Source organism: Aeromonas sp. SrichE-2G, from assembly GCF_017939565.1.
GTDB classification, from domain to species: domain Bacteria; phylum Pseudomonadota; class Gammaproteobacteria; order Enterobacterales; family Aeromonadaceae; genus Aeromonas; species Aeromonas taiwanensis.
The window spans coordinates 40,482-66,155 of record NZ_JAGKRG010000002.1; the positions used below are offsets into that span (position 1 = coordinate 40,482).

Consider the following 25,674-nt stretch of genomic DNA (forward strand, 5'->3'; position numbering starts at 1 on the left):
TGTTTGCCCACCTGGTCACTATCAAATCACGGTCGCTTCGCTATGCTCCTTGGTTTCACCATGGAGGGATAACGAATGACCCGTCTGGTAATGGGGCCCTTGCTCGGGCTCGAATCAGAGACCGCCTACAGCGTCTGCTTTATGACGGAGCCGGGCTGCCAGAGTGCCGGCGTGCGGATCAACGGCGAGCTGCTGGCCGCCAGCAAACAGGCGGACACCCCGAAAGGGGGCTTCTGGCGGCTGATCTGGCAGGCCAGCCCCAAGAGCAAGGCCGGCACCCCCGTCTACTACGAGATCCTGCTGGACAACAAGCCGGCGCACGATCAGGCCGGATACGACAAGTGGCAGTTCCATCTGCCGGGCAAGAAGGAGCAGGTGCGGATAGGCTATGCCTCCTGCAACGGCTTCTCCGACTTCAAGCTGCTCACCTCCACCCCGGCCCCCTATGCCATGTGGGACAAGCTGGCCGCGGAGCACAAGGCCCATCCCTTCTCCCTGCTGCTGATGGGGGGAGATCAGGTCTATGCGGACTCCCTCTGGACGAGCGTGCCGACCCTCAAGGCCTGGAACGAGCTGGACCGGGAGGAGAAAGTCAAACGCAAGGCGACCCGGACCATGGTGGAGCAGCTCGACCGCTTCTATTGCGAGCTCTACTGCAAGCAGTGGAGCCGCCCCGAGGTCGCCTTCATGCTGGCCCGGGTGCCGAGCGCCATGATGTGGGACGATCACGACATCTTCGATGGCTGGGGCAGCTACCCCGAGGATCTGCAGCGCTGCGAGGTCTATCAGGCCATCTATGCCGCCGCCACCAAGTACTTCCGGCTGTTCCAGCTGCGCAGCGAGGCCAACGGAGCGCTGCTGGACAAGGGGCTGAATCACCACTCCTGGCGGCTCGGTTTTCGGGGTTACCAGATCCTGGCGCTCGACAACCGGGCCAACCGCACCCTGACCCGGGTGATGAGCCCGTCCCAGTGGGATCAGATCAACGCCGCGCTGGCAGCCTGCGACTCTGGGCACCTGCTGGTGATGGCGGGGGTGCCCGTGGTCTATCGCGACTTCTCCTTCACCGAGGCAGCGCTGGATGCCACCCCCTGGGAGGAGGAGCTGACCGACGATCTCAAGGATCACTGGCGGGCCAAGGCCCACCAGGGGGAGCGGGCCCGGCTCATCATGCGGCTGCTGGACAACGCCAGGCAGCGGCGCCAGAAGGAGCCTGGCTGCAAGACCCTGATCCTCTCCGGCGACGTGCACGTGGGGTGCCTCGGGGTCATCCAGGACAAGCGGGAGGGGGTGGTCAATGTGCACCAGCTGGTCTCCTCCGGCATCGTCCACCCCTGTCCCACCCAGTTCCAGTGGATGGGGATCCTCGCCATGACCAACGACGATCCGGAGTACCTCGACGAGAACCGGCTGATCCGTGCCGAGTTGCTCAAGCCCTTTGGCGCCCCCCTTTACCTGCGCACTCGCAACTTCGCCACCCTGCTGATGGGCAGCGACGACAAGCTGTGGGCGAACTGGCATTGCGAGAACGGGTTGGCGGCGAGCTACCCGCTGGCCTGATGGCCGGGGAAATACGAAGGGCCCCGACGGGCCCTTTTTCATTGCGTTGGTGTGGCGGTGTCATGGGCGAAGAAGTCGCGCCGGAACTGGCCGAGTATCTTGCCGCCCCGGCGCGAGCCGCGCCTAAGGGGGAGTGTGGAGAGGGGCGCGCCGGTGGACGCGCCCCGGAAGGTTCAGTTGTGGAACTGCTTGATCAGGCGGGAGAGGTTCTGCAGCCGCTCCACCAGCAGGGTGATGCCGTCCAGCGCCCGCCTGCTGTTGTCCGCGGTGTGGCTCGCCAGCTGGTGGATCTCCTGTATCCCCTGATCCAGGGTGAGGGTGACATCCGCCTGCTGGCTGACCGCCTGGGCGATCTCGTCGCTGGTGTGGGTCACCCGGGTCAGCATCTGGTTGATCTGATCGAGCACCTCGGCAGTGGTCCCCATGTGTTGCTGGCAGAGCACCGAGGTCTGCGCCCCCTGGGCCATGCCGTCGGACAGCTGTCGGGTGCTCTGCTGCAGCGCTCCTATCATCTCGCTGATCTCGCCGGTGGAGCTGCGGGTCTTCTGGGCCAGCGCCCGGATCTCGTCGGCCACCACCGCGAAGCCGCGCCCCTGCTCGCCGGCGCGGGCCGCCTCGATGGCCGCGTTGAGGGAGAGCAGGTTGGTCTGATCCGCTATCTGCCCGATGACCTCCAGGATGCCGCTGATCTTCTGGCTGTCCTGGGTCAGGCGGGCCAGCACGTCCTGGCTGGCATCCAGCTCCTGATGCAACCGGTTGACCGAGGCCCGGGTGGTCGCGATCGCCTGCTTGCCGCTCTCTGACACCTGTTGCACCTCGCTCACCAGCGCATTGGCCTGATGGGCGTTGTTGGCCACGTCGCGGATGGACTGGCTCATCTGGGTGACGGCCGCCGCCAGCTGCTCGCTTTGGGCCCGCTGCTGCTGCAGATGGGTGTCTATGGTCTGGATGTGTCCCCTGTCGTCCTCCGCCGCCTGCAGGATCTGCTGGTTGGTGTCGGCGCTGCGCCCGACCACCGCCCTGAGCTCGGCCTTCTTCATGCGCAGCAGCAGCTCAAGGGCCCCCAGACTGTCCTGCCGTCTGGCGTAGAGCACCTGGCACAGTGGGGTACCCAGCTCCTCCCCAGCCTGGGCCAGCAACCGTGCCAGCCGCCGTTGCTGGTGCCAGCCATGCCCCATCTGGGCCAGGAGGCAGAGCAGGGTGAGCCCGCCCCAGAGGGGTTGTCCCGTCGTCAGGGAGAGCCCCAGACCGGTCAGGGCCGCCGCGCACAGCAGCAGGGTGAGCTGCCCCGGCTCCAGCCTGAACCGGCTGATCCAGGGCAGCGCCTGGCCGCTTCGGATCCGGGCATAGAGCTGCTCTGCCCAGGCGATGTCGTGATCGCTCGGCCGGGTACGGACCGACTGGTATTCGATGATCTGCTGACGCTCGTTGAGGATGGGAGTGACATAGGCATTGACCCAGTAGAACTGACCGTTCTTGGCGCGGTTCTTCACCAGCCCCATCCAGCTCTTGCCCTGTTGCAGGCGGCGCCACATGTCGGCGAAGGCCGCCTTGGGCATGTCGGGGTGGCGGACCAGGTTGTGAGGCTCCCCCTCCATCTCGGCGGCGCTGTAACCGGCAACGTCGCAGAAATGCTGGTTGGCGTAGGTGATGTGGCTGGCGGGGTCCGTGGTCGAAATCAAGGAGATGTGGTCGGGGAAACGGATCTCCCCTTCTTGCCGGGTTGTGGTCATGTGCGCATCCTGAATGAGCCAAGTAACTGATAAATTTGTTTTTTTATTGTTGTGAGTGTTACGGGGCAATTGTAGATGCGCGTGATGACACGACCTTGGCTTGGGTCAAGAAATCGGCAGGGGAAAAGACTGAAAAAAGTAGTAGGCCGCGGCCTGTGAGAGGCGGGTCAGCCGCGGGGGACGAAGTCGTGGATCTCCCCGGATCTCGGTTTGAAGCGGGGATCCTCCCCCTGCTCGTCAGCTACCCAGGCCATGGCCTGGCAGAAACTCTCCTGTTTGGCGAAGGCTTCGCGCGCCTGATCGATGGCCCGCTCGGCGTTGCGCCGCTCCATCTTGCTGGCCTTGCGATCGCTGAACTGCTTCTGCTGATCCAGCATCCACTCGAGGAAGGCCTGCTGGCACTCGGTTTCACTGGCGGCCTTGGCGGGGAGGACGGCAAAGAGGGTGATCAGGAGCAGAGCGCGCATAGGAAGACGATTCAACGGGTTGGGGAGGAAAAGAGTCGGCATTTTATGTCGGTAAGCAGGATTGGAAAAGTCCCGTGGGGGCCGGCCTGGCCGGCCCCTCAGGCTCAGTGCTTCACGAGGTAGAGCTGGCGGCTGTAGGCCACGTCTTCCGGATTGTTGATGGGGTATCCCTTGAGCCAGGGCTTGATCAGCCGGGCATTGGTGTACTGGTAGATGGGGGCGATGGGCGCCTCTTCCTGCAGTATGGCTTCGGCCTCGTCGAACAGGCGGGCCCGCTCTTCGGGGTGCTGGCTGGCGGCGGCCCTGGTCAGCAGGGCGTCGTAGCCGGGGTTGGCGAAGCGGGCCATGTTGCCGCTGTGGCCGGAGCCCCACAGGCCGAGGAAGGCGGACGGATCGTTGTAATCGGCCACCCAGGAGGAGCGGATCACCTCGAACTGACCGCTCTGGCGGCTGTCGAGGTAGCTCTTCCACTCCTGGTTGGTGAGCTCGACCCTGGCTCCCAGCTTCTGTTTCCACAGGTTGGCGATGGCCAGCGCCATCTTCTTGTGGATCTCCGCCGTGTTGTAGAGCAGGGTCAGCTTGAGGGGCTTGTCCGGGCCGTAGCCGGCCTCCTTGAGCAGGGCCCTGGCCTTGTCGTCGAGCGCCTGCTGGCTGCTGGTGGAGAGCAGGTTGGGTTTGGGCTCGAAGCCGGCGGTCACGTCAGGGGTGAAGTGATAGGCCGGCTTTTCGCCGGTTCCCAGCACCTTGTCGGCGATGAGGCCTCGATCGATGGTGTAGGAGAGCGCCTTGCGTACCCGCACGTCGTCGAGGGGAGGGCGCCGGGTATTGAAGGCGTAGTAGTAGGTGCCGAGCTGCTCCGGGGTATAGACCTCACCCGGGATCTGCTGCATCAGCTTCTCGTACTGCTCCTTGGGGAAGGATTCGGTGATGTGCAGATCCCCGGCGAGGTAGCGGTGGGCGGCGGCGCTCTCCTGGTTGATGGGCACGAAGGTGACGCGGGTCAGCACCGTATGGGCGCGATCCCAGTAGTAGGGGTTCGGGGTCAGCTCCAGCTTCTCGTTCACCACCCGGTGACTCAGCACGAAGGCACCGTTGCCTACCAGCTTGCCGGGCTGGGTCCACTGGCTGCCGTACTGCTCCATGCTGGCACGGTGCAGCGGGGACAGGCTGGGGTGGGTCAGCAGGCTCAGGAAGTAGGGCACCGGCTGGGAGAGCCTCACTTTCAGGGTATGGTCATCCACGGCCTCGACGCCGAGCGCGTCGGGGGCCAGCTTGCCCGCGACTATCTCGTCCACCTTGTCGAAGTGGGCCAGCTGGGCGAACCAGGCGAAGGTGGCGGCCTCTTTCGGATCGACCAGCTTGCGCCAGCCGTAGACGAAGTCGGCAGCCCTGACCGGGTCGCCGTTGGACCAGCGCGCATCCGGGCGCAGGTGGAACGTGAACTCCCGGTTCTCCTTGTTCTCCCAACGTTCGGCCACGCCGGGCAGCACCTTGCCGTCCGGCCCCTGGGTCAGCAGCCCCTCGTAGAGATCCCTGAGCACCTGCAGCTCGGGCAGGCCGACCAGCTTGAGGGGGCTCAGACTGGCGGGCTCGTCCTTGAGGTGACGCACGACGGCCTGTTCGGCGGCGAGCTGGGTGCCGGCCGGGACATCGGCGGCCTGGACGCAGGCACAGCCCAGCAGGGCCAGCAAGGGGCTCCATCCTTTCATGGCGAATCCTTCAAATTGTGTGAAGCGAGGAGAAAACTCGGCGAGAATGCATCGCCGACAGACGGGAAATCATGATATCCCCTTTGCTGGTCTGACCGCTAGCATGAGTCCCATGATATCCGGTGCTGTGGTCAAGGTGCGCCCGCCTGAGCGCGGATCAGAGGAGAGAGCGATGAGAGCATGGATTTTGTTGGCCTGGGTATTGAGCCAGGGAGCCTGGGCACTGGCCCCGTGCGAGAAGGAGAGCCCGGTGGGCAGCTGGTGCGAGGTGAACATCGACCAGCTGCATCCGACCCAGGGCGGCGTGGGCCAGCTGCAGGTGGACACCACGGCCCAGGAGCTGGCGGACAAGAGCGAGAAGCAGCTCGACAAGTTGATGAAAAAGAAAGAGATCCCCATCGTGATAGCCCCCGATGGCGGTTACTGGCTGGTGGACAGACACCATCTGACCAAGGCGCTGTGGCAACGGGGGGTGAAGGAGGCCAGGGTCAAGGTCATCGCCCGGCTGCAGGACAGGGCCAACTTCTGGAGCCAGATGCAGAACAACCACTGGGCCTGGCTCAAGGATGAACGGGGCCAGCCCCTGACCCCGGAGCAGCTGCCCCGCCACATCGGGGATCTGCCGGACTACCCCTATCGTACCCTGGCGGGCCTGTTGCAGGACGCGGGCTACTTCAGCAAGGGGGAGCAGGTCTATTTCGTCGAGTTCGCCTGGGCCAGCTGGCTCGGCCGGCAGATGGGGTGGCAGCCGGTCAATGTCGTCACCCTGCCGGATCGCCTCGCCGAGGCCAAGCGCCTGGCCTGCGGCTCCCTGGCTGGCGACCTGCCCGGTTATCCCGGCAAACAGTGTCGCGTCAATCAGCCCAGAGCGGCGGATTGAGGGATCCTGCACAAAGGGTCTGGTTGATATTTATTCTCGATTGGCCATGATACAGGTTCCACTCGTGTCGGCAGAGGAGAGGAAGATGGCGAATCAACACTGGCAACGTTACATGCTGGAGGCAGAGAATGCCCTGGGCATGGGGGCACTTGGCACGGCCATCTGCCTCTATCAGCAGGCCCTGGGGGAGGTGTATGAACTGACGAAAGGGGATCTGGACGAGCTGGCCAGCATGCGGGTCGCCACCTGTCACCGCATGGCCGACTTCTGGCGCGCCATGGACGAGCCAGCCTATGAGCTGCGCTACCTCAAACTCGCCTCCGAGCTGGTCACCGCCCTGGTGCCCCAGTGCCCCAACCGGGCGTGCGAATCCCTCATCAGCGAGCTGGGCTGCTGCCGCGCCGCCCTGCTCTCCTTCCTGAAGCGTCACCCCAACCCCGAGATCGCCAGGCTCATCCAGGTGCAGGACAAGGTGCAGGGCTGCGAACTGATCGGACGGTTTCGTCTCAACTGACCGCCGGGGGGCGGGCGGCTAGCCCTTGCGCCCGAGCCTGGCGGCAATGCGGCCCTGCGCCTCTTCCCCCTGCAGGGCAAGGGAGAAGGCGCGCGCCTCCACATCGATGACGAAGTGCACCGCCTGCCTGAGCTCCTGCTTGAGCAGTGCCTTGCTCTTTTGCAGCGCCTTAGGCGGCTTGGCAGCCAGCCTCAGAGCCTGCTCCCGGGCAAAGGGGAGCAGGGCGTCCACCGCCAGCACCCGGTTGGCGAGCCCGAGGCGCTGCGCCTCGTGTGCATCCATGGGGTCGGCCAGCAACAGCAGCTCGGACGCCTTCAGGTGGCCCACGGTGCGTGGCAGCAGCAGGCTGGAGGCAAACTCCGGCACCAGCCCCAGCTCGACGAAGGGCAGTTGCAACCGGGCATTCTCCCCCAGGTAGACGAGATCGCAGTGCAGCAGCAGGGTGGTGCCTATGCCCACCGCAGCCCCGCCCACGGCGGCGACCACGGGCTTGGGGAAGTCGGCCAGGGTGTGGAGGAACTGCAAGATGGGGTCGTCGGCCTCCAGGGTCTCTTTTCCCATGAAATCGGCGAGATCGTTGCCGGCGGTGAAGCAGTCCGGCTGCCCCTGCAGCAGCAGGACATGGATGTTTTCGTCCTGGGCCGCCTGACGCAGGGTGTCGGCGAGGGCCTGGTACATCTCGGTGTTGAGGGCATTGCGCTTGTCCGGCCGGTTGAGGGTCAGGATGAGCAAGCCATCCTGCTGTTCGGCCAGAATTGTGAGGGCCATGTCTGAATCCTTGTCATGGGGGGCTGCCAACGGCTCGCCACAGGGGTAAGCTCGCTTCGGTTCACCACATCATAAAAGGATTTCAACCATGTTCAAACGTGCGTTTTACTCCAGCCTGGCCCTGCTGCTGGCCGCACCGGCCCTGGCCAAGGTCGAGGCCGTCGACGGCTATGTGCGCCTGTTGCCCCCGGGCTCACCCAACACGGCGGCCTTCATGGTGCTCAAAAACGACGCGGACAAACCGGTGAAGCTGGTGACGGTGGCCTCTCCCGAGGCGGGCCGTGCCGAGCTGCACACCCACCTGCACGAGAACGGGGTGATGAAGATGCGCCAGGTGGAGAGCATCGAGATCCCGGCCCGGGGGGAAGCCGTCCTCAAACCCGGCAGCCTGCACGTCATGCTGTTCGAGGTGCGGGATCTCTCCCGGGGGACCCCGTTCCCGCTGATCCTGACCCTGGATGATGGTCAAACCCTGACCCTGAGCCTGCCGGTGAAGCCGGTAGAGCCGGCAAAAGGCATGCAACACTGACATGAATGGACGCTTGTTCAGCTTTTTGCTCTAGGTATTCCTTGCCGACTGGGTAAAATGATGGCCTTTCCAGTCCATGATGGAGCCTTATGATGAAGAAGACCTTGATTGCCGGTTGTGTACTGGCCCTGTTCAGCCACGCCGCCACCGCCGCCGATGACTGGCGGCTTGCCGCTGGCGCCGATCTGTGGAACGCCAAGGGTAGCGGCCAGATCAACGGTGTCGGTGCCGACGGCGGCTATGACGACAACTACAACTGGAGCGGCTACCTGCAGCTGGAGCACGGCATTCTGCTGCTGCCCAACGCCAAGTTCGAGATGTCCGACTTCAGCACCAGCGGCGGCCGCTTCAACAACGATCTGCTGGCCTATGACCTGAGCCTCTACTATCGCCTGTTCAACAACGACCTGTTCCAGATCGATCTGGGTCTGACCGGTCGTCGTTACGACGGCGATTTCAACACCCAGCACTACTCCTATGACAAGGACGTGCTGATGGCCTACACCGGCGCTGAAGTGCGCATCCCGGGGACCGGCTTCTCCGCCTTCGGCGACATGCGCGTGGAAGATGCGGACAACTATGACTACCGTCTGGGCGGCTCCTACAAGTTCTCTTCCGTGCCGCTCAAGATCCGCGCCGGCTGGCGTGAGGCCGAGATGGACTTCGACCGTGTCGATCAGAGCATCGATGGCTGGTTCATCGGTGGTGAATTCACCTTCTGATCCCGTTTGAGGAGCGCACATGGGCCACATCATAGTGACTGGCGCGGGGTCCGGACTCGGACGTGCGCTGACAATCGGACTGGTTGAACGCGGTCATCGCGTCTCCATGATGGGTCGCCGCTACCAGAAGCTGCAGGAGCAGGAACAGCTCCTCGGGAGCGCCGTGGTGGGCATCGCCGCCGATCTCGCGCATCACGAAGAGGTGGATGTCGCCTTCGCGGCGGCGGTGGAGTGGGGAGGCCTGCCCGATCTTGTGCTGCATTGCGCCGGGGTCGGCGAGTTCGGGCCGGTGGGCGTGTATACCGCCGAGCAGATCCGCCGTGTGGTGGAGAGCAACCTCGTCTCCACCATACTGGTGGCTCAGCAGACCGTGCGCCTCATCGGCGACAAGGGCGGTGTGCTGGCCAATGTGCTCTCCTCGGCGGCCCAGACGGGGAAGGCGAACGAGAGCCTCTATTGCGCCTCCAAATGGGGGATGCGCGGCTTTCTTGAGTCCCTGCGGGCCGAGCTCAAGGGCTCGCCCCTGCGGCTGGTGAACCTCTATCCGAGCGGGATCCGCAGCGAATTCTGGGACAACTCGGATCACGTGGATCCAAGCAACTTCATGACCCCGGAGGACGCGGCGGCCTACATGCTCGACGCCCTGGAGGCGAGGAGCAGCTGCCATGTGACCGATCTCTTCATCGGTCGCAACTAGCCACAACCCGTTCTGCGTCCGCCTTGCGGCAGAAAACAAAAAGCGCGCCATCTGGCGCGCTTTTTTCATCTGGGGAAGCGGGGGGATTAACGACCCAGCTTGCCTTTGAGCAGGGCCACGATCTCACCGATCGCCACTTCCTGCTTCTCGCCGGAGTGGCGGCACTTGTACTCCACCACGCCGTTGTCGAGGCCCCGCTCGCCGATGACGATGGCGTGGGGCACACCGATCAGCTCCATGTCGGCGAACATCACGCCCGGACGCTCCTTGCGATCGTCAAACAGCACGTCCACACCGGCGGCTTTCAGCTCGGCGTAGAACTGCTGCGCCTGCTCGGCCACGCGCTCGGACTTGTGCATGTTCATCGGCACGATAGCCACTTCGAACGGGGCGATGGCGTCCGGCCAGATGATGCCGTACTGGTCGTTGTTCTGCTCGATGGCCGCAGCCACCAGACGGGAAACACCGATACCGTAGCAACCCATCTCCATGGTGACGGACTTGCCACCCTCGTTCAGCACGCTCGCCTTCATGGCTTCGGAGTACTTGGTACCCAGCTGGAAGATATGGCCCACTTCGATGCCGCGCTTGAGCAGCAGGGTGCCCTGGCCGCAGGGGCTCGGGTCGCCTTCCACCACGTTGCGCAGGTCGGCAACTTCGTAAGAGGCGATGTCGCGATCCCAGTTCGCACCGGTCAGGTGGAAACCGGTCTCGTTGGCGCCGCAGACGAAGTCCGCCAGGTGGGCGGCGCTGCGATCAACGATGATGCGACCGGCAAAGCCGACCGGGCCGATGGAGCCGGCGTCGCAACCAGCGGCAGCCTTGATCTGCTCGTCATTGGCGAAGGTCAGCGGGTTGGCGACCCCCGGCAGCTTCTCGGCCTTGATTTCGTTCAGCTCGTGATCGCCACGCAGCACCAGGGCGATGACGGCCTGTTTGCCGTGCTCATCTTCCTCTGCCAGTACCAGCAGGGTCTTGGCGATGGCGGTCGGCGCCACGGCCAGGAAGGCGGCCACTTCATCGATGGTGTGGACGTTCGGGGTGGCTACCTTGGTCAGGGCCGCGGTAGCAGCTGCGCGCTCGCCAGCCGGTGCCAGGGCTTCGGCCATCTCGATGTTGGCGGCGTAATCTGAGCTGTCGGAGAAGGCGATCAAGTCTTCACCGCTCTCGGCCAGCACCTGGAATTCGTGGGATCCGGTACCCCCTATGGAGCCGGTATCGGCCTGCACCGGACGGAAGTTCAGACCCATGCGGGTGAAGGCGGCGCAGTAGGCGGCGTGCATCTTCTCGTAGGTATCGACCAGAGATTCCTTGTCGATGTGGAAGGAGTAGGCATCCTTCATCAGGAACTCGCGGCCGCGCATCACGCCGAAACGGGGGCGTACTTCGTCACGGAACTTGGTCTGGATCTGGTAGAGGTTGAGCGGCAGCTGCTTGTAGCTGTTCACCTCGTAACGGACCAGGGCGGTGATCACCTCTTCGTGGGTCGGGCCCAGCACGAAGGGGCGGTTGTGACGGTCGGTCAGGCGGCACAGCTCGGGACCGTAGTCGTCCCAGCGGCCGGACTCCTGCCACAGCTCGGCCGGTTGCACCACCGGCATGGAGACCTCGATGGCACCCGCATTGTTCATCTCTTCGCGAACAATGTTCTCGATCTTCTTCAGTACCCGCAGACCGGTCGGCAGCCAGGCGTACATGCCGGAGGCGAGTTTACGGATCATGCCGGCGCGCAGCATCAGCTGGTGGCTGATGACCTCTGCGTCGGAGGGAGTTTCCTTGAGAGTGGAAAGCAGATATTGGCTGGTGCGCATCGCGGTAGACCTTCGCTAGTTCGGGCGGCTTGGCCCTGGAAAATTTTCAAGTGCGGAATTTTAACAGGCCGAGCCCCCTGGCCCAAGGGCTAAATTTGCGCCGCGGGAGATGCGGGGGGCCCGCCCGCGCTAGACCCGGAATTGCGACAACAGTCGCTGCTGCTGTTGGCTGGCCTGATGGAGGGAGGAGGCCAGTTGCAGGCACTCCTGGGCCTCCTGCTCGCCGGTCTGGGCCTGCAGGCTGATGTCCGAGACCTTGTCTGTGGTGTGGCCCAGGGTCCGGGAGAGCTGGCAGGTGGCGTCCGCCACCTGCTGCACCATGTCGGCGAGCTGGTCGATGGCCTCTTCTACCTTGAACAGGATCTGCCTGGTGTTGTCAGAATCCGCCATGCCAGACTCCACGGTTGCCAGGTTGCGCTGCATCATCAGATAGGCCTGCTCGGTCTGCTGCTGGATGCTGTTGATCACGCCGGTTATCTCGGCGCTGGAGGTGGCGGTACGATTGGCCAGGGTGCGTACCTCGTCGGCGACCACGGCAAAACCGCGCCCCATCTCACCGGCCCGTGCCGCTTCGATGGCGGCGTTGAGGGCCAGCAGGTTGGTCTGCTCCGAAATGCTGCTGATGCTGGAGATGATCTGGCCAATCTGGCTCGCCTGCTCCTTGAGGGCGTTGATGGCGCCGGCGCACTCGCCCACTTCCACCACTACCCGTTGCATGCCGGCACTGGTGGAGGTCACATAATGGCTGCTCTTCGTGGTCAGTTGCCGCACCTCGTTGGCATGTTGTGCGGCCAGGCTGCAGTTGTCCGAGATGGTGGTGGCAACCTGCACCATGCGCTCGCTGTCGAGGTGCAGCGCCTGGGCATGCTCGGCGGTCTGGCGGCTGCTCTGGCTGATGGCCTGGACCCGGTTGACCGAGGTGTGCACGTGCTGGTTGATATGCTGGTTGTTGTCCATGGTGGCACTGATCATCCTTTGGAGCTTCTCGATGAAGCGATCCACGCTGCCTGCCAGCGAGCCCAGTTCATCGTCTCGCTGGAGGTGGAGGCGGGCATTGAGGTCTCCGTCCCCTGCGGCGATGTCCCGCATGCGCTGGTCGAGCTGCAACAGCGGACGAACAATGGAGCGGACCAGCCAGAAACCGCAGCAGGTGACGATCAGCAGGCTCAGCAGCAGGCCCCCCAGGATCAGGTCCCTGGTGTAGCCGATGATGGCATTGAGCTGGCCAACCTGATCCTCGACGGTGGCGTCCCCTTTGGCCTCGATCTCGACCAGTGCCAGCCTGAGCTGGTCGGCACTGCGCTCGTAACGGGCCAACTGTGCCTGGTATGCGGCCAGGGCGGAGATCCACTCGCGGATCAGGCGTGCATTGTCGGTCTGCAGGGCGCGGTATTGAGCGGATAGCGACTGGCCGGCGAACTCTCCGTCACCGGGCACATCGAACAGGCCGGTTGCCAGCATGCCGTCAACCGCCTCCTGATAAAAGCGGGTGGCCTGTGCCAGTTCTGCCTGGATGGCGGGGGTGGGGCCTTCGCTCTGCATCTTTTCCAGCGCATAGAGCTGACGCAAGAAGCCGATGTTGGCTTCCATGCCGCCATCGGCCGCCTGCCAGCGGGTCGCGAGGCCGCCGTTCCAGCTGATGGCCTGATCCGGTGACAGGGTGAGGCTCTCGACGGCCCCGTCGCCTATCACCTCCAGCTGGGTCGAGAGGCGCGACATGCGCTCCGAGCTGGCGCGCATTGCCTCATCTATCCCGGTGAAGGCGTGGTAAAGATCCAGCAGTTGTGCCTGCTGTTGCTGATAGGCCTGTTCATGCTGGCTCAGCGCGCTGACTGCCGCAGCATCGATGAGCCTGCCTTCCTCCACCCGGCGCAAGGCGTCGGTGGCGGCCTCTCTTGCCCGTTGCAGCTCGTGCTCGTCGAGGGGCGTGCCCGTGAGCATTTTCTGGATATAGAGGGACTGGTTGCCGAGCTCGATGGAGCCCTCCATGGCACCGTCGGCAGTTTGCCAGGCGGCACCCAGGACGTAGGAGAGCAGGTTGGCCAGCCGTTGGCTGCCATACCAGCCAATCGTCCCCATCCCCAGGGTGCAGCCCAGCAGGATGGTGAGTCCGAGATTCGATACGGTGACGATTTTCATGATGCAAGACCCTGATTGGTTCCGAACAAGACCAATTTAGTGTTTGTTCAATGGCCCAAATGCGCCATTCCCGATGGAAAATAAAGTGGCAGGCTGCCTCCTGTCCCGGGATGGTGCCGGCCGTGCAGGGAGAGCAAGCCATCCTCGTGAGCTCCGTGGGCCGATGCTGGATACTTATCCAGTTATTCTTTATGCTATGACCCAATTTGCGAGAGTCTGCGTGGCGAGGAAGAGAACATGATCGGTCGCTTGAGAGGCGTCATCATCGAGAAGCAACCCCCAGAGGTCCTGATCGAGGTGGGGGGTCTGGGGTACGAGGTGCACATGCCCATGAGCTGCTTCTATGATTTGCCCGAACTCGGGAAGGAGGCGGTGATCCACACCCACTTCGTGGTGCGTGAGGATGCCCAGTTGCTGTACGGCTTCAATCACAAGCAGGAGCGGGCGTTGTTTCGCGAGCTGATCAAGACCAACGGGGTCGGCCCCAAGCTGGCGCTGGCGATCCTCTCCGGCATGACGGCCACCCAATTCGTGATGAGTGTCGAGCGCGAGGAGATAAGCTCCCTGGTCAAGTTGCCCGGGGTGGGCAAGAAGACGGCCGAGCGCCTGGTCGTGGAGATGAAAGACCGCCTCAAGGGCTGGGTCAGCCACGATCTCTTCTCCCCCGCCGAGATCTCCCTGCCTGCCAAGGAGAGCGCGCTGCGCGCCCCCGACGCGAGCGAAGAGGCAGCCAGCGCCCTGGTGGCGCTGGGCTACAAGCCACAGCAGGCCAGCCAGATCGTCAGCAAGGTGGCGGTCGATGGCATGTCGGTGGAGGATATCATTCGTGAATCCCTGCGTAGCCTGGTGTGAGGTAACCCATGATTGAAGCGGATCGCCTCATCTCGGCGGGCGCCGCCCGTGAGGACGAGATCATCGACAGGGCCATCCGGCCCCGGAAGCTGGCGGATTACACCGGGCAGGATCACGTCTGCGACCAGATGGAGATCTTCATCGAGGCGGCCCGACAGCGCGGGGAAGCGCTCGACCACCTGCTGATCTTCGGGCCACCCGGGCTCGGCAAGACCACGCTGGCGAACATCGTCGCCAACGAGATGGGGGTCAACATCAAGACCACCTCGGGCCCGGTGCTGGAGAAGGCCGGCGATCTCGCCGCCCTGCTCACCAACCTGGAGCCGAACGATGTGCTCTTCATCGACGAGATCCACCGCCTGAGCCCGGTGGTGGAAGAGGTGCTCTACCCGGCGATGGAGGATTACCAGCTCGACATCATGATAGGGGAGGGCCCCGCCGCCCGTTCCATCAAGCTCGACCTGCCCCCCTTCACCCTGATTGGGGCCACCACCAGGGCCGGCTCCCTCACCAGCCCGCTGCGTGACCGCTTCGGTATCGTCCAGCGTCTCGAGTTCTACAACGTCAAGGACCTCACCGATATCGTCTCCCGCAGTGCCCGCTGCCTCGGTCTGGACATGTCGAGTGACGGTGCACTGGAGGTGGCGCGCCGCTCCCGGGGGACACCGCGAATTGCTAACCGTTTGTTAAGACGGGTGCGGGATTTCGCCCAGGTGAAATCCGACGGCCGGATTGATGGACCCATTGCGGCCCGTGCCATGGACATGCTGGACGTGGATAATGAAGGCTTCGACTTCATGGACCGCAAGCTATTGTTGGCCGTCATCGACAAGTTTATGGGGGGGCCGGTGGGCCTCGACAACCTGGCCGCCGCCATTGGCGAGGAGAAGGACACCATAGAGGACGTGCTGGAGCCTTATCTGATCCAGCAGGGCTATCTGCAACGTACACCCAGAGGGCGGATCGCAACCCAGCGTGCCTATGCTCACTTTGGTCTGGAACGACCGGCAGAGCCTTAATGGCAGTGAGATGAACAAAAAACCGCCCTCGAGGCGGTTTTTTGTTATGCGGGCAAAAAAAAGCCCACGGCGGATGCGGTGGGCAAAGACAATTCAGGATGGATGTTCACAGACAGTGAGTGCGTCTGCAGACCGGTCGGGAAAAAACAAAGGAGCCGTCGCGAGGCCTCAGAGTCGGTTCATTTGATAGAGTTGAACGAAAGAAAGCTTGTAGTAACGGATGGTCTTGGCAACAAACTTTTTCATCATTAATCCCAACAAACAGGTTCGAAATGTTCATCGAATACGTACCGGGAACCCGGAATGACCGGCCTGTATCCAGAGGTATGCCCTCACTGCGAGGCGCATTGTAGGAGCTCTTTCGGAGTGGGACAAACAAGAAAATCTATGGGCTTTGGATTAGATAAAGTAATGACTTGTTGGGTGAGGGTAAGTCGCATAAACATGTGTTTTTGCTGGTTTTAAATTGGTTTTATGCGGCGTGCTGTCAATTTTTAAATAGTGGAATAATGAGGGTGGTGTTTATGACGGTTTTTATTTGTTTAACAGAATTGAAACTATTTTGGTGTGTCATAAAATTGATTTAAATCAATTGTTTATGACTTGGTGTTTTTTGTGATGAAGCTCCCATAATTATTGAAAGCGGACCGGAAAGTTGCCCCGAAAAAGCATGTATTGGCGGTGGTTTTACATTGATTTCAATCAAATAAAGGTGATATAAAACAGCGATCATTATAGGCGGGAATAGAACCATAGTTATTGTTTACCAGATGTTAAACATTAGCTTTTTTTGTTCTTGTATATTGCCTTGTTGTTAATGTGGTGGCAGTCGAATCCGGTCAGTCCGCCGAGGGGTGGCCGACCATTCGGGGACTTCCAATGGAAGCTTTGTCCTTAAAACTTAAAATAGCCGTGCCAATAATCGGTGAGGAAACATCATGATTGCTGAGCATGTGGTAGACCTATCGCGGTTCCAATTTGCTGCGACGGCCCTTTATCACTTCCTGTTTGTACCCTTGACGCTGGGGATGGCCTTCCTCCTGGCGATCATGGAGTCTGTCTATGTGATGACCAACAACACAGTGTACCGGGACATGACCAAGTTCTGGGGCAAGTTGTTCGGTATCAACTTTGCCCTCGGGGTCACCACCGGCCTCACCATGGAGTTTCAGTTCGGTACCAACTGGGCCTACTACTCCCACTATGTCGGCGACATCTTCGGGGCCCCGCTGGCCATCGAAGGCTTGATGGCCTTCTTCCTGGAATCCACCTTCGTCGGTATGTTCTTCTTCGGTTGGGATCGCCTCAGCAAGCGCCAGCACCTGGCGGCCACCTGGCTGATGGCCCTCGGGACCAACCTTTCCGCCCTCTGGATCCTGGTCGCCAACGGCTGGATGCAGAACCCGGTGGGTGCCGAGTTCAACTTCGAATCCATGCGCATGGAGATGGTGAGCTTCGCCGATCTGGTGTTCAACCCAGTTGCCCAGGTGAAGTTCGTCCACACCGTGGCGGCAGGCTATACCACTGGCGCCATGTTCGTGCTGGGTATCTCCTCCTACTACCTGCTGAAGAATCGTGATGTGGCCTTCGCCCGTCGCTCCTTCGCCATCGCGGCCGCGTTCGGCATGGCCTCCATCCTCTCCGTGCTGGTGCTGGGTGACGAGTCCGGTTACGAGACAGGGGAAGTGCAGAAGGTGAAACTGGCGGCCATCGAGGCCGAATGGAACACCGAGCCGGCCCCGGCCTCCTTCACCCTGTTCGGCATCCCGAATCAGGAGGAGATGCGCACCGACTACGCCATCAAGATCCCCTATGCCCTCGGCATCATCGCGACCCGTTCCCTGGACGGTCAGGTGACCGGTCTCAAGGATCTCAAGAGCGAGCATGAGCTGCGCGTGCGCAACGGCATGACCGCCTACGACCTGCTGACCAAGCTGCAATCTGGTGACAAGTCCGACGATACCCGTGCCCGCTTCGACGAAGTGAAGCAGGATCTGGGCTACGGTCTGCTGCTCAAGCGTTACACCCCGAACGTGACCGACGCCACCGACGAGCAGATCAAGGCCGCCGTGGATGACTCCATCCCGCAGGTACTGCCGCTGTTCTTCGCCTTCCGTATCATGGTCGCCTGCGGCATCCTGATGCTGGTGCTGATCGGTCTGGCCTTCTATGACAGCACCCGCCACAAGATCGGCGAGCGCAAGTGGCTGCTCAAGGCGCTGCTGTACGGCATCCCGCTGCCCTGGATCGCCATCGAGGCGGGCTGGTTTGTCGCTGAATATGGTCGTCAACCCTGGACCATCGCCGAGATGCTGCCGACTTATGTCTCCGCATCCAACATTCCTGCGTCCGAGATCTGGTTCTCTCTGATCGGGATCTTCCTGTTCTATACCGTACTGCTGATCATCGAGATGTACCTGATGTTCAAGTATGCGCGCCTGGGCCCAAGCAGCCTGAAGACGGGCAAGTACCACTTCGAACAGAGCAAGGCATAAGGAGAGTGACCCATGTTTGATTACGAAATGTTGCGTCTGGTCTGGTGGGTGCTGGTCGGCGTGCTGCTGATCGGGTTTGCCATCACCGACGGTTTCGATATGGGGGTGGGCGCCCTGCTCCCCTTCGTCGGCAAGAAGGATGTGGAGCGTCGTGTGATGCTCAACACCATGGGGCCCCACTGGGAAGGCAACCAGGTCTGGCTGGTCACCGCTGGCGGCGCTCTGTTCGCGGCCTGGCCCATGGTCTATGCGGCGGCTTTCTCCGGCTTCTACATCGCCATGATCCTGACCCTGATGGCGCTGTTCTTCCGTCCGGTCGGCTTCAAGTACCGCTCCCTGCAGGAAGACGCCAAGTGGCGCTCCAACTGGGACTGGGCTTTGTTTGCCGGTAGCGCCATTCCTCCCGTCATCTTCGGCGTGGCGTTCGGCAACCTGCTGCAGGGTGTACCGTTCAGCTTCAACCAGTTCCTGATGATGACCTATCACGGCAACTTCTTCGGCCTGCTCAATCCGTTCGGCCTGCTGGCCGGTCTGGTGAGCCTCTTCATGATCATCACCCAGGGCGCGACCTGGCTGATGATGAAGACCGAGGGTGAAGTGCTGGCCCGTTCCCGCACTGCCGCCATGATCTTCTCCCTGCTGACCCTGGTGCTGTTCGCCCTGGCCGGCGTCTGGGTGAGCGGCATGGATGGCTATGTGATCGTGGGCTCCGTCGCCACCGACGCCGTCACCAACCCGCTTCATAAAGAAGTCGTGGTGCAGTCCGGTGCCTGGATGCAGAACTACAACCTCTACCCCTGGATGATCGCCGCTCCCGTGCTGGGTCTGGTGATGTGCCTGCTGACGTCGGTAGCGGCCAAGCTGGACAAGGGCTGGGTGGCGTTCCTGTTCTCCTCCCTGGCCATTGCCGGCATCATCCTGACCGCGGGCTTCTCCATGTTCCCGTTCGTGATGCCCTCGAGCCTGGAGCCGTCCCAGAGCCTGACCATGTGGGATTCCACCGCCTCCTTCAACACCCTCAAGGTGATGACGGTAGTCGCAGTCGTCTTCGTACCGACCGTGCTGGCTTACACCATCTGGACCTACATCAAGATGTTTGGCCGGGTGAGTAACAAGCACATCGAAGACAACCAACAATCGCTCTACTAAGAAGGGGCCCTGAGTATGTGGTATTTCACCTGGATCCTGGGGCTGCTGCTGGCCTGTGCATTTGGCATCATCAATGCGCTCTGGCTGGAGCACACCGAGAACCTGGATCGTCAGATAGATGAAGACAAGTGACAGGCTCGCCCGGCTGGCCGCTCCCCTGGAGCGCCAGCCATGGCAGGGTCTGATGCTACTGGCGGCGACCCTGTTGGCCGTCGCCATTTTGCAGGCACCGAACCTGGTCGCGGCGAACACCAGTGACCACGGTCTCTGGCTTGCCCCCTGGTTGATGTGGGCGGTCTGCTGCGGGGTCATGCACGGCCTGGGGTTCCATCCACGCAGCCTCATCGGTCGCGTGCTGTTCTTCCCCTGGCTCGCCCTGCCGAGTCTGCTGTACGGGCTCTGGCTGACCAGCAGCTATTACCTGCCATGAATGCAGAGGGGGAGGCCAGCGTTTCGCTGCCTCCCCCTGTTTTTCGTCCCCTCGGGGGCGGCGCTCTGAGCCCGGCTTCAGCCCGTCTGGTACGTTCGGCGGAGTCTGTTCGGGAACGGGTTATTTCCTGCCATAAAAAACGGGGGGAGATGGGATTTCCCTGTCTCCCCCTGCTTCTTTCCTATTCAGCCCTGCGCTATGATAGCCCCCCATCTGACTGTCGAATGGATCACAGATTTTTATGGGGGAAGTCTCTGAGTTTCCGGTACGTGTCTACTACGAAGACACGGACGCCGGAGGCATCGTCTACAACGCCAACTATCTCAAGTTTATGGAACGGGCCCGCACCGAGTTCCTGCGCGCCGGCGGCATCGAACAGGATGTCCTGCTGCAGGAGGGGATCGCCTTCGTGGTGAGTCGCACCGAGATCGACTTTCGCGCCGCAGCCCGCTTCAACGAACTGCTGACCGTAATGACGCAAGTGACTGAAGTGAAACGCGCCTCCATGCGTTTTTCACAGCAGATCCTGGCGGCTGATGGACGGCTGATCACCCAGGCCATGGTACAGATAGCCTGTGTCAGCCATCCGCAAATGAAACCTGTTGCTATACCTGAAAAAATCAAGGGAGTGCTGTTAAGTGCACGCTGAAATTTCGTTTATTGGCCTGTTCTGGCAAGCCAGTCTGCTGGTGAAACTGGTCATGATGACCCTGATGGGCATGTCGGTCGTCTCCTGGGCGCTGATCATCCAGCGTTCCAAGGTCATCAAGGCGGCGAATCTCTCCTCGGAACAGTTTGAAGACAGATTCTGGTCCGGTGTCGACCTCAACCGTCTCTACCAGGAGTCCTCCTCCCGTCGTGACGACATCGAAGGTATGGAAGATATCTTCTATTCCGGCTTCAAGGAGTATGCCCGCCTGCTCAAGGCCGGTGCCCGTGGCCAGGATGCGGTGATGGATGGCACCTATCGTGCCATGCGCGTCTCCCTGTCCCGCGCGGTGGACGATCTGGAGTCCAACCTGCCGGTACTGGCGACCATCGGCTCCATCAGCCCCTACATCGGCCTGTTCGGTACCGTCTGGGGGATCATGAACGCCTTTATCGCCCTGGGTCAGGTGCAGCAGGCGACCCTGCAGATGGTGGCCCCCGGCATCGCGGAGGCGCTGATCGCCACCGCCATGGGTCTGTTCGCCGCCATCCCGGCCGTTATCTTCTACAACCGCTTCACCAACAAGGTCGAGCGGCTGGAAAACGCCTACGCCAACTTCATGGACGAGTTCACCACCATACTGAACCGCCAAATCGCACAGCAGGGTGAGAAGTAATGCAAACCTATCAGCGGCTCAAGCGCAAGAAGGTCGCCGAAATCAACGTGGTGCCCTATATCGACGTCATGCTGGTGCTGCTCATCATCTTCATGGCGGTGACGCCGGTGATCACGCAAGGGGTCAAGGTAGACCTGCCCCAGGCGGAGTCCGAGCAGTTGCCGGAGGATGCCAAGCCTCCCTTCATCGTCAGCGTGAATACCGAGGGGGAGTACGTCATCAAGGCCGGTGAGGCGGATGATGAGCCGGTGCCGAGCGGGACGCCCGAGGCGATGCAGCAATACATCACCGAGAAAGCCATGGGTTATCTGGCCATCAACCAGAACGCCCCCGTGGTGGTGGCCGGTGACAAGTCCGTACGCTACGAAGAGGTGATCCTGTTGATGGTGGCCCTCAAGAATGCCGGCGTGCCTCAGGTTGGTCTGATGACGGATCCGGTGAACTGACGGAGATGGATGTGAAGCGTGGTATTTCCGGTTATCTCGTCGCGTCGCTACTGCTGCATCTGATCATCGGGATCATCCTGCTGGTCGGCATCGACTTCAGCAAGCCCAAGCGCCCCGAGTCCAAGGGGCAGATCGTCAATGCGGTCATGATGGACAGCGAAATGCTGGAACAGCAGATGCAGCAAATCCAGCAGCAGAAGCAGGCGCAGCCCAAGGCTGTCCAGCAGCAGAAGGAGAAGGACAAGGAAGACGCCGATCAGGCCCGGCGTGAGCTGGCCCAGGAGCAGGAGCGTCTGCGCATCGCCGAGACCAAGCGCAAGGAAGCCGAAGAGGCGACCCGCAAGGCCGAGACCGAAAAACAGAAGAAGGTCGCTGAACAGAAGCAGGCGGAAGAGAAGGCCCAGAAGGCCGAGGAAGCCCGCAAGCTCGAAGAGCAGAAGACCAAGAAGGCCGAAGCCGATCGCAAGGCGGCGGAAGAGGCCAAGGCGCTGGCGCTGAAGAAAAAGAAAGAGCTGGAGAAGAAGCAGGCCGAAGAGAAGGCCAAGGCGGAAGAAGCCAAGGCCAAGAAGGCGGAAGCCGAGAAGAAGGCTAAGGCCGAAGCGGAGAAAAAAGCGAAGGCGGAAGCCGAGAAGAAAGCCAAGGCCGAGGCCGAGAAGAAGGCCAAGGAAGAGGCGGCCAAGAAGGCAAAAGCTGACGCAGAGAAGAAAGCGAAGGCCGAGGCCGAGAAGAAGGCCAAGATAGAGGCGGAGCGCAAGCGCAAGGCGGCCGAGGAGGCCAAGTTGCAAAAAGAGATGGAAGCCATGATGGAGCAGCAATTGGCGGCGGAAGCCAATGCGCGCAGTCAGGCTGCGTCTGCTGCCGCCAAGGGTGAGGTCGACAAGTATGCGGCACTCATCAAGGCGACCGTCGAGCGTTACATGATTTTGGATCCCACCATGCGGGGCAAAACCTGTACCATTGGTGTCAAGTTGGCCAGTAGTGGTTTCGTCATCTCGGTGGACAACGGTCAGGGTGACCCGGCAGTTTGTCGTTCCGGCAAGGCGGCGGTCCTCAAGGCCAACCAGTTGCCGGTGCCGAAGGATCCGGCGGCGTTCGAGATGTTGAAGGAGTTTAACCTCAAGTTAGAACCGAACATCTAAGCATGATAAAACGGGGTCATTGACCGTGGTTGGCAGCATCTGCTGATAAAGGAATTTCACCTCTCATTTTTTTGGAACAGAGTATCTAAGCCATGATAAGAAAAGTGTTTTTTGCTTTGGTTGGCTGCCTTCTGCTAGGCCAGAGCGCTCAGGCGGCCTTGGACATCGTCATCACCGGCGGTATCGACAGTGCCCGTCCCATCGCCATCGCCCCCTTCAAGTGGGAGGGTAATGGTCAGCTGCCGCAGGACATCGCCGAGGTGGTCTCCAATGACCTGATGCGCAGCGGCAAGTTCAAGCCCCTGTCCCGCAGCCAGATGCCGCAGACCCCGAGCACCAGCGGCGAGATCAACTTCGCTCCCTGGGCCTCCCAGGGCGTCGAGGCGGTGGTGGTCGGCTCCATCGCCGCCGTGGGTGACGGCACCTACAAGATCAACTTCGAGCTGGTCGACGTGCTGAAGGGCCAACTGGCCAAGACCCAGGGCGGCGAGAGCAATGGCTACATCCTGGACAGCCGCATGGCGACCATCCCCGGTGCCCAGATGCGCCAGTTTGCCCACCGCATCTCCGACATCGTCTATGAGCGTCTGACGGGTGAGCGCGGTGCCTTCCTGACCCGCCTGGCCTATATCTCCGTCCAGCAGGGGACACAGTTCCCGTACCAGCTGCGTATTTCAGACTACGATGGCTACAACGAGAAGACCCTGCTGCGCTCCCGCGAACCGCTGATGTCCCCGGCCTGGTCGCCGGATGGCAGCAAGCTGGCCTACGTGAGCTTCGAGAACCAGAAGTCCGAGATCTACGTGCAGGACATCTACTCCCAGCAGCGCAGCCTGATCACCAGCTTCCGCGGCATCAATGGGGCGCCGGAGTGGTCTCCAGATGGTCGTCGTTTGGCTATCGTTCTGTCCAAAGATGGGCAGCCTGATCTCTATGTCGTTGATGTTGCTAGCAAGCAACTCACTCGAGTCACAAATAACCGCACCATCGACACCGAACCCTCCTGGATGCCGGACGGTCAAACTTTGCTGTTCACCTCTGAACGTGGTGGCAAACCTCAGATTTATAGCGTAAATTTGGCGACTGGCGTCACTCGCCGGATGACCTGGGAAGGGGATTCCAACCAGGGGGCATCCATCACGCCGGACGGCAAGTCCATGGTGATGGTGACCCGGGTTCAGGGACAATATCGCATCGCTCGCCAGGATATGGAAAATGGAGCCATGTTGGTACTGACTCAGAGTGCTCTGGATGAATCGCCAAGTGTGGCTCCCAATGGCAGCATGATCATTTATGCCACCATCTATCAGGGTCGTAAGAGTCTTGCTTTGGTGTCGACCGACGGTCGCTTCAAGGCAGTGCTTCCGACCAGTAGCGGTGAAATTCGTGCACCAGCTTGGTCGCCCTTCTTGAATTGATAAAAAAATCGCTTGTTTTTTGTTTTGTTATAAAGGTTTAAGGAAATAGCATGCAACTCAATAAACTGCTCAAGGGTCTGGCCATCGCACTGCCACTGTTCACCCTGGCTGCCTGTAGCTCCTCTTCCGACTCCGACGCCGCTGGTGCCGAGTCTGGCATGACCGACGGCATGGGCGGTGTACAAACCGGCGGCGCCAACGGCATGTTGTCCCCGGAAGAGCAGATGCGTCAGAAGTTCGAAGCGCTGCAACGCGACAACGTGATCTTCTTCCCGTACGATGGTTACGACATTCAGGGTCAGTACGCCGACCTGCTGGATGCCCATGCCAGCTACCTGCGTGAGCGTCCGAGCGTCAAGGTACTGATCGAAGGCCACGCGGATGAGCGCGGCACTCCGGAATACAACATCGCACTGGGCGAGCGTCGTGCCAAGGCTGTTGCCAAGTATCTGCAAACCCTGGGTGTGCAGGCCGAGCAGCTCTCCATCGTCAGCTATGGCGAAGAGAAGCCGCTGGATCTGTCCCACACCGAGGAAGCCTTTGCCAAAAACCGCCGCGCGGTCCTGGTTTACTAAGGTTTGAACCGAATGACATTCGTGTATAAGCAAGCGGCCATTTCGATGGCCGTTTTATTTGCAGCCAGTGCCCATGCTGCCGCACCGGTCAGCGATCTGAGCGGTGACTCTGGCAGTGCCGTCGTGCTGAGCGGCAACAACGGCGCCATCGTGCCGACAGGCAGTCTGGAAGACAGGGTGGCGCTGCTGGAGCGCACGCTCAACGCCCGTCTGCGCCTGCAGGCCGAATTGCAACAACAGGTGGATTCCCTGCAAGGGGAGGTCTCCGAGCTGCGTGGTCAGCTGGAACAGCAGACCTACCAGATGGAGCAGTCGCAAGAGCGTCAGCGTCAGCTCTATCAGGAGCTCGACAAGGTGGCTAACAGCCAGCCTGCCGCTGCCCCGGCCGCACCTGCCGCCGCTGCTGCGACCCCTGCCGCTGCCGCCAACTACTCGACCAACCAGGACGAGAACCAGGCCTATGATGCAGCCGTGAACCTGGTGCTCAAGGAGAAGAACTACGACAAGGCCATTCCTGCCTTCGAAGGGTTCATCAAGCAGTTCCCGAGTTCCAGCTATGTCCCCAATGCCCATTACTGGCTCGGCCAGCTGATGTTCAACAAGGGTGACAGGACCGGTGCGGCGAGTCAGTTCTCCACCGTGGCGAACAAGTACAGCAAGTCACCCAAGCGGGCCGATGCCCTGCTGAAGCTCGGCATGCTGGCACAGCTTGACGGCAAGAAGGCGGAAGCCAAGGCGTTTTACGAGCAGGTGATCAAGGGCTACCCCAACACCTCGCCGGCCCAGTTGGCCAAGCAGAGCCTCGGCAAGCTGTAACATTGCTGCATGTCACTGTTTTCGTAACAGTCTTGTAAATACAGCCTCGCTTTGTATGCGCAGTGAACAAACAGATTTAATTTAAGATTTTTCTATTGCGCCAGGATGATAAATCCGTAATATAGGCCGCCGTCAGAGCCGCTGCAGCAGTGCAATAGGTCCTGGTCGTGGTGAGGGTCGTTAGCTCAGTCGGTAGAGCAGTTGACTTTTAATCAATTGGTCGCTGGTTCGAATCCAGCACGACCCACCATTTTCTCCACAAGGTGGAGACAGAATTCCCAGGTCGTTTAGCTCAGCTGGGAGAGCACCTCCCTTACAAGGAGGGGGTCACTGGTTCGAGCCCAGTAACGACCACCATATTTTAACGTTACCAGCTTAAGCGGGTGGCGACAGGTTCAGGATGTGGGTCGTTAGCTCAGTCGGTAGAGCAGTTGACTCTTAATCAATTGGTCGTAGGTTCGAACCCTACACGACCCACCAC

General features: G+C 61.2%; 25 protein-coding genes and 3 tRNA genes. 22 read left to right on the top strand and 6 right to left on the bottom strand.

The genetic code is table 11. The features are described 5' to 3' along the window. Positions 1-75: 75 nt before the first annotated feature. Positions 76-1,560, top strand: coding sequence for an alkaline phosphatase D family protein (locus tag J9885_RS00855; protein ID WP_210547791.1), 1,485 nt, complete (start codon positions 76-78; stop codon positions 1,558-1,560). Positions 1,561-1,733: 173 nt separating this feature from the next. Here the strand turns inward: J9885_RS00855 and J9885_RS00860 are convergent, their stop codons facing one another. The 3 genes from J9885_RS00860 to J9885_RS00870 all read right to left on the bottom strand — a co-directional run bounded on the left by J9885_RS00860 (position 1,734) and on the right by J9885_RS00870 (position 5,469). Continuing rightward, complete coding sequence (locus J9885_RS00860; protein WP_210547792.1) at positions 1,734-3,293, bottom strand: PAS domain-containing methyl-accepting chemotaxis protein; 1,560 nt, start codon at positions 3,291-3,293, stop codon at positions 1,734-1,736. Between the two features lie 167 nt (positions 3,294-3,460). Next, positions 3,461-3,760, bottom strand: a complete 300-nt coding sequence (locus tag J9885_RS00865; protein ID WP_134697047.1) for a hypothetical protein — start codon at positions 3,758-3,760, stop codon at positions 3,461-3,463. A gap of 104 nt (positions 3,761-3,864) precedes the next feature. Next, positions 3,865-5,469: an ABC transporter substrate-binding protein gene (locus tag J9885_RS00870; protein ID WP_210547793.1), complete on the bottom strand. Its 1,605-nt coding sequence runs from the start codon at positions 5,467-5,469 to the stop codon at positions 3,865-3,867. Positions 5,470-5,641: 172 nt separating this feature from the next. On the opposite strand from J9885_RS00870, the gene J9885_RS00875 reads away from it, so the two are divergent. Together J9885_RS00875 and J9885_RS00880 are read left to right on the top strand one after the other, a co-directional pair. Next, positions 5,642-6,349 (top strand): ParB-like protein, encoded by a 708-nt coding sequence (locus tag J9885_RS00875; protein ID WP_210547794.1) that lies wholly within the window; start codon positions 5,642-5,644, stop codon positions 6,347-6,349. Positions 6,350-6,434: 85 nt separating this feature from the next. Further along, complete coding sequence (locus J9885_RS00880; RefSeq protein WP_043757906.1) at positions 6,435-6,863, top strand: DUF2753 family protein; 429 nt, start codon at positions 6,435-6,437, stop codon at positions 6,861-6,863. A gap of 18 nt (positions 6,864-6,881) precedes the next feature. Here J9885_RS00880 and J9885_RS00885 read toward each other — a convergent pair whose 3' ends face one another. Further along, the gene (locus J9885_RS00885; RefSeq protein ID WP_210547795.1) at positions 6,882-7,631 is read right to left on the bottom strand and encodes an enoyl-CoA hydratase-related protein; all 750 of its coding nucleotides are present in this window, start codon (positions 7,629-7,631) and stop codon (positions 6,882-6,884) included. A gap of 88 nt (positions 7,632-7,719) precedes the next feature. On the opposite strand from J9885_RS00885, the gene J9885_RS00890 reads away from it, so the two are divergent. From J9885_RS00890 to J9885_RS00900, 3 genes are all read left to right on the top strand, one after another. Beyond that, positions 7,720-8,160 carry a copper chaperone PCu(A)C gene (locus J9885_RS00890; protein ID WP_210547796.1) on the top strand — a complete coding sequence of 147 codons (441 nt, stop codon included), beginning with the start codon at positions 7,720-7,722 and terminating at the stop codon, positions 8,158-8,160. Positions 8,161-8,252: 92 nt separating this feature from the next. After that, entirely contained in the window at positions 8,253-8,882 is a 630-nt protein-coding gene (locus tag J9885_RS00895; RefSeq protein WP_210547797.1) for a TIGR04219 family outer membrane beta-barrel protein, read from the top strand. A 19-nt stretch (positions 8,883-8,901) separates the two neighbouring features. Continuing rightward, positions 8,902-9,579 (top strand): SDR family oxidoreductase, encoded by a 678-nt coding sequence (locus tag J9885_RS00900; RefSeq protein WP_210547798.1) that lies wholly within the window; start codon positions 8,902-8,904, stop codon positions 9,577-9,579. A gap of 86 nt (positions 9,580-9,665) precedes the next feature. On the opposite strand, the gene J9885_RS00905 is transcribed toward J9885_RS00900, so the two are convergent. Next, positions 9,666-11,390 (bottom strand): proline--tRNA ligase, encoded by a 1,725-nt coding sequence (locus J9885_RS00905; RefSeq protein ID WP_210547799.1) that lies wholly within the window; start codon positions 11,388-11,390, stop codon positions 9,666-9,668. 129 nt (positions 11,391-11,519) lie between these two features. Continuing rightward, positions 11,520-13,529, bottom strand: a complete 2,010-nt coding sequence (locus tag J9885_RS00910) for a methyl-accepting chemotaxis protein (protein ID WP_210547800.1) — start codon at positions 13,527-13,529, stop codon at positions 11,520-11,522. A gap of 237 nt (positions 13,530-13,766) precedes the next feature. Between J9885_RS00910 and ruvA the strand changes: the two genes are divergently transcribed. The 16 genes from ruvA to J9885_RS00990 all read left to right on the top strand — a co-directional run bounded on the left by ruvA (position 13,767) and on the right by J9885_RS00990 (position 25,673). Next, positions 13,767-14,381 (top strand): Holliday junction branch migration protein RuvA, encoded by a 615-nt coding sequence (gene ruvA, locus J9885_RS00915; protein WP_043757922.1) that lies wholly within the window; start codon positions 13,767-13,769, stop codon positions 14,379-14,381. 8 nt (positions 14,382-14,389) lie between these two features. Further along, positions 14,390-15,400 carry a Holliday junction branch migration DNA helicase RuvB gene (gene ruvB, locus J9885_RS00920; protein ID WP_043757924.1) on the top strand — a complete coding sequence of 337 codons (1,011 nt, stop codon included), beginning with the start codon at positions 14,390-14,392 and terminating at the stop codon, positions 15,398-15,400. Positions 15,401-16,338: 938 nt separating this feature from the next. Further along, a complete protein-coding gene (gene cydA, locus J9885_RS00925; RefSeq protein ID WP_043757925.1) occupies positions 16,339-17,895 on the top strand; it encodes a cytochrome ubiquinol oxidase subunit I in 1,557 nt (518 codons plus the stop codon). A gap of 12 nt (positions 17,896-17,907) precedes the next feature. Next, positions 17,908-19,044, top strand: a complete 1,137-nt coding sequence (cydB, locus tag J9885_RS00930) for a cytochrome d ubiquinol oxidase subunit II (protein ID WP_210547801.1) — start codon at positions 17,908-17,910, stop codon at positions 19,042-19,044. A 15-nt stretch (positions 19,045-19,059) separates the two neighbouring features. Next, complete coding sequence (cydX, locus tag J9885_RS00935; RefSeq protein ID WP_005331536.1) at positions 19,060-19,176, top strand: cytochrome bd-I oxidase subunit CydX; 117 nt, start codon at positions 19,060-19,062, stop codon at positions 19,174-19,176. Beyond that, complete coding sequence (locus tag J9885_RS00940) at positions 19,163-19,474, top strand: cyd operon YbgE family protein (RefSeq protein WP_043155720.1); 312 nt, start codon at positions 19,163-19,165, stop codon at positions 19,472-19,474. Before cydX ends, J9885_RS00940 begins: the two co-directional genes overlap by 14 nt. Before the next feature lie 241 nt (positions 19,475-19,715). Further along, positions 19,716-20,123, top strand: coding sequence for a tol-pal system-associated acyl-CoA thioesterase (gene ybgC / locus J9885_RS00945; protein ID WP_043155718.1), 408 nt, complete (start codon positions 19,716-19,718; stop codon positions 20,121-20,123). Then, entirely contained in the window at positions 20,113-20,799 is a 687-nt protein-coding gene (gene tolQ / locus J9885_RS00950; protein ID WP_043155716.1) for a protein TolQ, read from the top strand. Before ybgC ends, tolQ begins: the two co-directional genes overlap by 11 nt. Further along, positions 20,799-21,245 carry a protein TolR gene (gene tolR, locus J9885_RS00955; protein ID WP_043155715.1) on the top strand — a complete coding sequence of 149 codons (447 nt, stop codon included), beginning with the start codon at positions 20,799-20,801 and terminating at the stop codon, positions 21,243-21,245. Before tolQ ends, tolR begins: the two co-directional genes overlap by 1 nt. A 5-nt stretch (positions 21,246-21,250) precedes the next feature. Continuing rightward, the gene (tolA, locus tag J9885_RS00960) at positions 21,251-22,384 is read left to right on the top strand and encodes a cell envelope integrity protein TolA (RefSeq protein WP_043155714.1); all 1,134 of its coding nucleotides are present in this window, start codon (positions 21,251-21,253) and stop codon (positions 22,382-22,384) included. A 92-nt stretch (positions 22,385-22,476) separates the two neighbouring features. Continuing rightward, positions 22,477-23,802: a Tol-Pal system beta propeller repeat protein TolB gene (tolB, locus tag J9885_RS00965; RefSeq protein ID WP_043757930.1), complete on the top strand. Its 1,326-nt coding sequence runs from the start codon at positions 22,477-22,479 to the stop codon at positions 23,800-23,802. A gap of 50 nt (positions 23,803-23,852) precedes the next feature. Continuing rightward, the gene (gene pal / locus J9885_RS00970) at positions 23,853-24,377 is read left to right on the top strand and encodes a peptidoglycan-associated lipoprotein Pal (protein ID WP_043155712.1); all 525 of its coding nucleotides are present in this window, start codon (positions 23,853-23,855) and stop codon (positions 24,375-24,377) included. A gap of 12 nt (positions 24,378-24,389) precedes the next feature. Beyond that, positions 24,390-25,193 (top strand): tol-pal system protein YbgF, encoded by an 804-nt coding sequence (gene ybgF, locus J9885_RS00975; protein ID WP_167576901.1) that lies wholly within the window; start codon positions 24,390-24,392, stop codon positions 25,191-25,193. A 174-nt stretch (positions 25,194-25,367) separates the two neighbouring features. Then, positions 25,368-25,443 (top strand) — tRNA-Lys (locus tag J9885_RS00980). A gap of 31 nt (positions 25,444-25,474) precedes the next feature. Beyond that, positions 25,475-25,550: transfer RNA gene (locus J9885_RS00985), tRNA-Val, on the top strand. A 47-nt stretch (positions 25,551-25,597) separates the two neighbouring features. Beyond that, positions 25,598-25,673: transfer RNA gene (locus tag J9885_RS00990), tRNA-Lys, on the top strand. The last annotated feature ends 1 nt before the right edge of the window (position 25,674 follow it).

Bases quoted from the DNA above. Each gene is read 5' to 3' on its own strand.
- J9885_RS00855 (WP_210547791.1), top strand. From the start codon at position 76: ATGACCCGTCTGGTAATGGGGCCCTTGCTCGGGCTCGAATCAGAGACC.
- J9885_RS00860 (WP_210547792.1), bottom strand. From the start codon at position 3,293: ATGACCACAACCCGGCAAGAAGGGGAGATCCGTTTCCCCGACCACATC.
- J9885_RS00865 (WP_134697047.1), bottom strand. From the start codon at position 3,760: ATGCGCGCTCTGCTCCTGATCACCCTCTTTGCCGTCCTCCCCGCCAAG.
- J9885_RS00870 (WP_210547793.1), bottom strand. From the start codon at position 5,469: ATGAAAGGATGGAGCCCCTTGCTGGCCCTGCTGGGCTGTGCCTGCGTC.
- J9885_RS00875 (WP_210547794.1), top strand. From the start codon at position 5,642: ATGAGAGCATGGATTTTGTTGGCCTGGGTATTGAGCCAGGGAGCCTGG.
- J9885_RS00880 (WP_043757906.1), top strand. From the start codon at position 6,435: ATGGCGAATCAACACTGGCAACGTTACATGCTGGAGGCAGAGAATGCC.
- J9885_RS00885 (WP_210547795.1), bottom strand. From the start codon at position 7,631: ATGGCCCTCACAATTCTGGCCGAACAGCAGGATGGCTTGCTCATCCTG.
- J9885_RS00890 (WP_210547796.1), top strand. From the start codon at position 7,720: ATGTTCAAACGTGCGTTTTACTCCAGCCTGGCCCTGCTGCTGGCCGCA.
- J9885_RS00895 (WP_210547797.1), top strand. From the start codon at position 8,253: ATGAAGAAGACCTTGATTGCCGGTTGTGTACTGGCCCTGTTCAGCCAC.
- J9885_RS00900 (WP_210547798.1), top strand. From the start codon at position 8,902: ATGGGCCACATCATAGTGACTGGCGCGGGGTCCGGACTCGGACGTGCG.
- J9885_RS00905 (WP_210547799.1), bottom strand. From the start codon at position 11,390: ATGCGCACCAGCCAATATCTGCTTTCCACTCTCAAGGAAACTCCCTCC.
- J9885_RS00910 (WP_210547800.1), bottom strand. From the start codon at position 13,529: ATGAAAATCGTCACCGTATCGAATCTCGGACTCACCATCCTGCTGGGC.
- ruvA (WP_043757922.1), top strand. From the start codon at position 13,767: ATGATCGGTCGCTTGAGAGGCGTCATCATCGAGAAGCAACCCCCAGAG.
- ruvB (WP_043757924.1), top strand. From the start codon at position 14,390: ATGATTGAAGCGGATCGCCTCATCTCGGCGGGCGCCGCCCGTGAGGAC.
- cydA (WP_043757925.1), top strand. From the start codon at position 16,339: ATGATTGCTGAGCATGTGGTAGACCTATCGCGGTTCCAATTTGCTGCG.
- cydB (WP_210547801.1), top strand. From the start codon at position 17,908: ATGTTTGATTACGAAATGTTGCGTCTGGTCTGGTGGGTGCTGGTCGGC.
- cydX (WP_005331536.1), top strand. From the start codon at position 19,060: ATGTGGTATTTCACCTGGATCCTGGGGCTGCTGCTGGCCTGTGCATTT.
- J9885_RS00940 (WP_043155720.1), top strand. From the start codon at position 19,163: ATGAAGACAAGTGACAGGCTCGCCCGGCTGGCCGCTCCCCTGGAGCGC.
- ybgC (WP_043155718.1), top strand. From the start codon at position 19,716: ATGGGGGAAGTCTCTGAGTTTCCGGTACGTGTCTACTACGAAGACACG.
- tolR (WP_043155715.1), top strand. From the start codon at position 20,799: ATGCAAACCTATCAGCGGCTCAAGCGCAAGAAGGTCGCCGAAATCAAC.
- tolA (WP_043155714.1), top strand. From the start codon at position 21,251: ATGGATGTGAAGCGTGGTATTTCCGGTTATCTCGTCGCGTCGCTACTG.
- tolB (WP_043757930.1), top strand. From the start codon at position 22,477: ATGATAAGAAAAGTGTTTTTTGCTTTGGTTGGCTGCCTTCTGCTAGGC.
- pal (WP_043155712.1), top strand. From the start codon at position 23,853: ATGCAACTCAATAAACTGCTCAAGGGTCTGGCCATCGCACTGCCACTG.
- ybgF (WP_167576901.1), top strand. From the start codon at position 24,390: ATGACATTCGTGTATAAGCAAGCGGCCATTTCGATGGCCGTTTTATTT.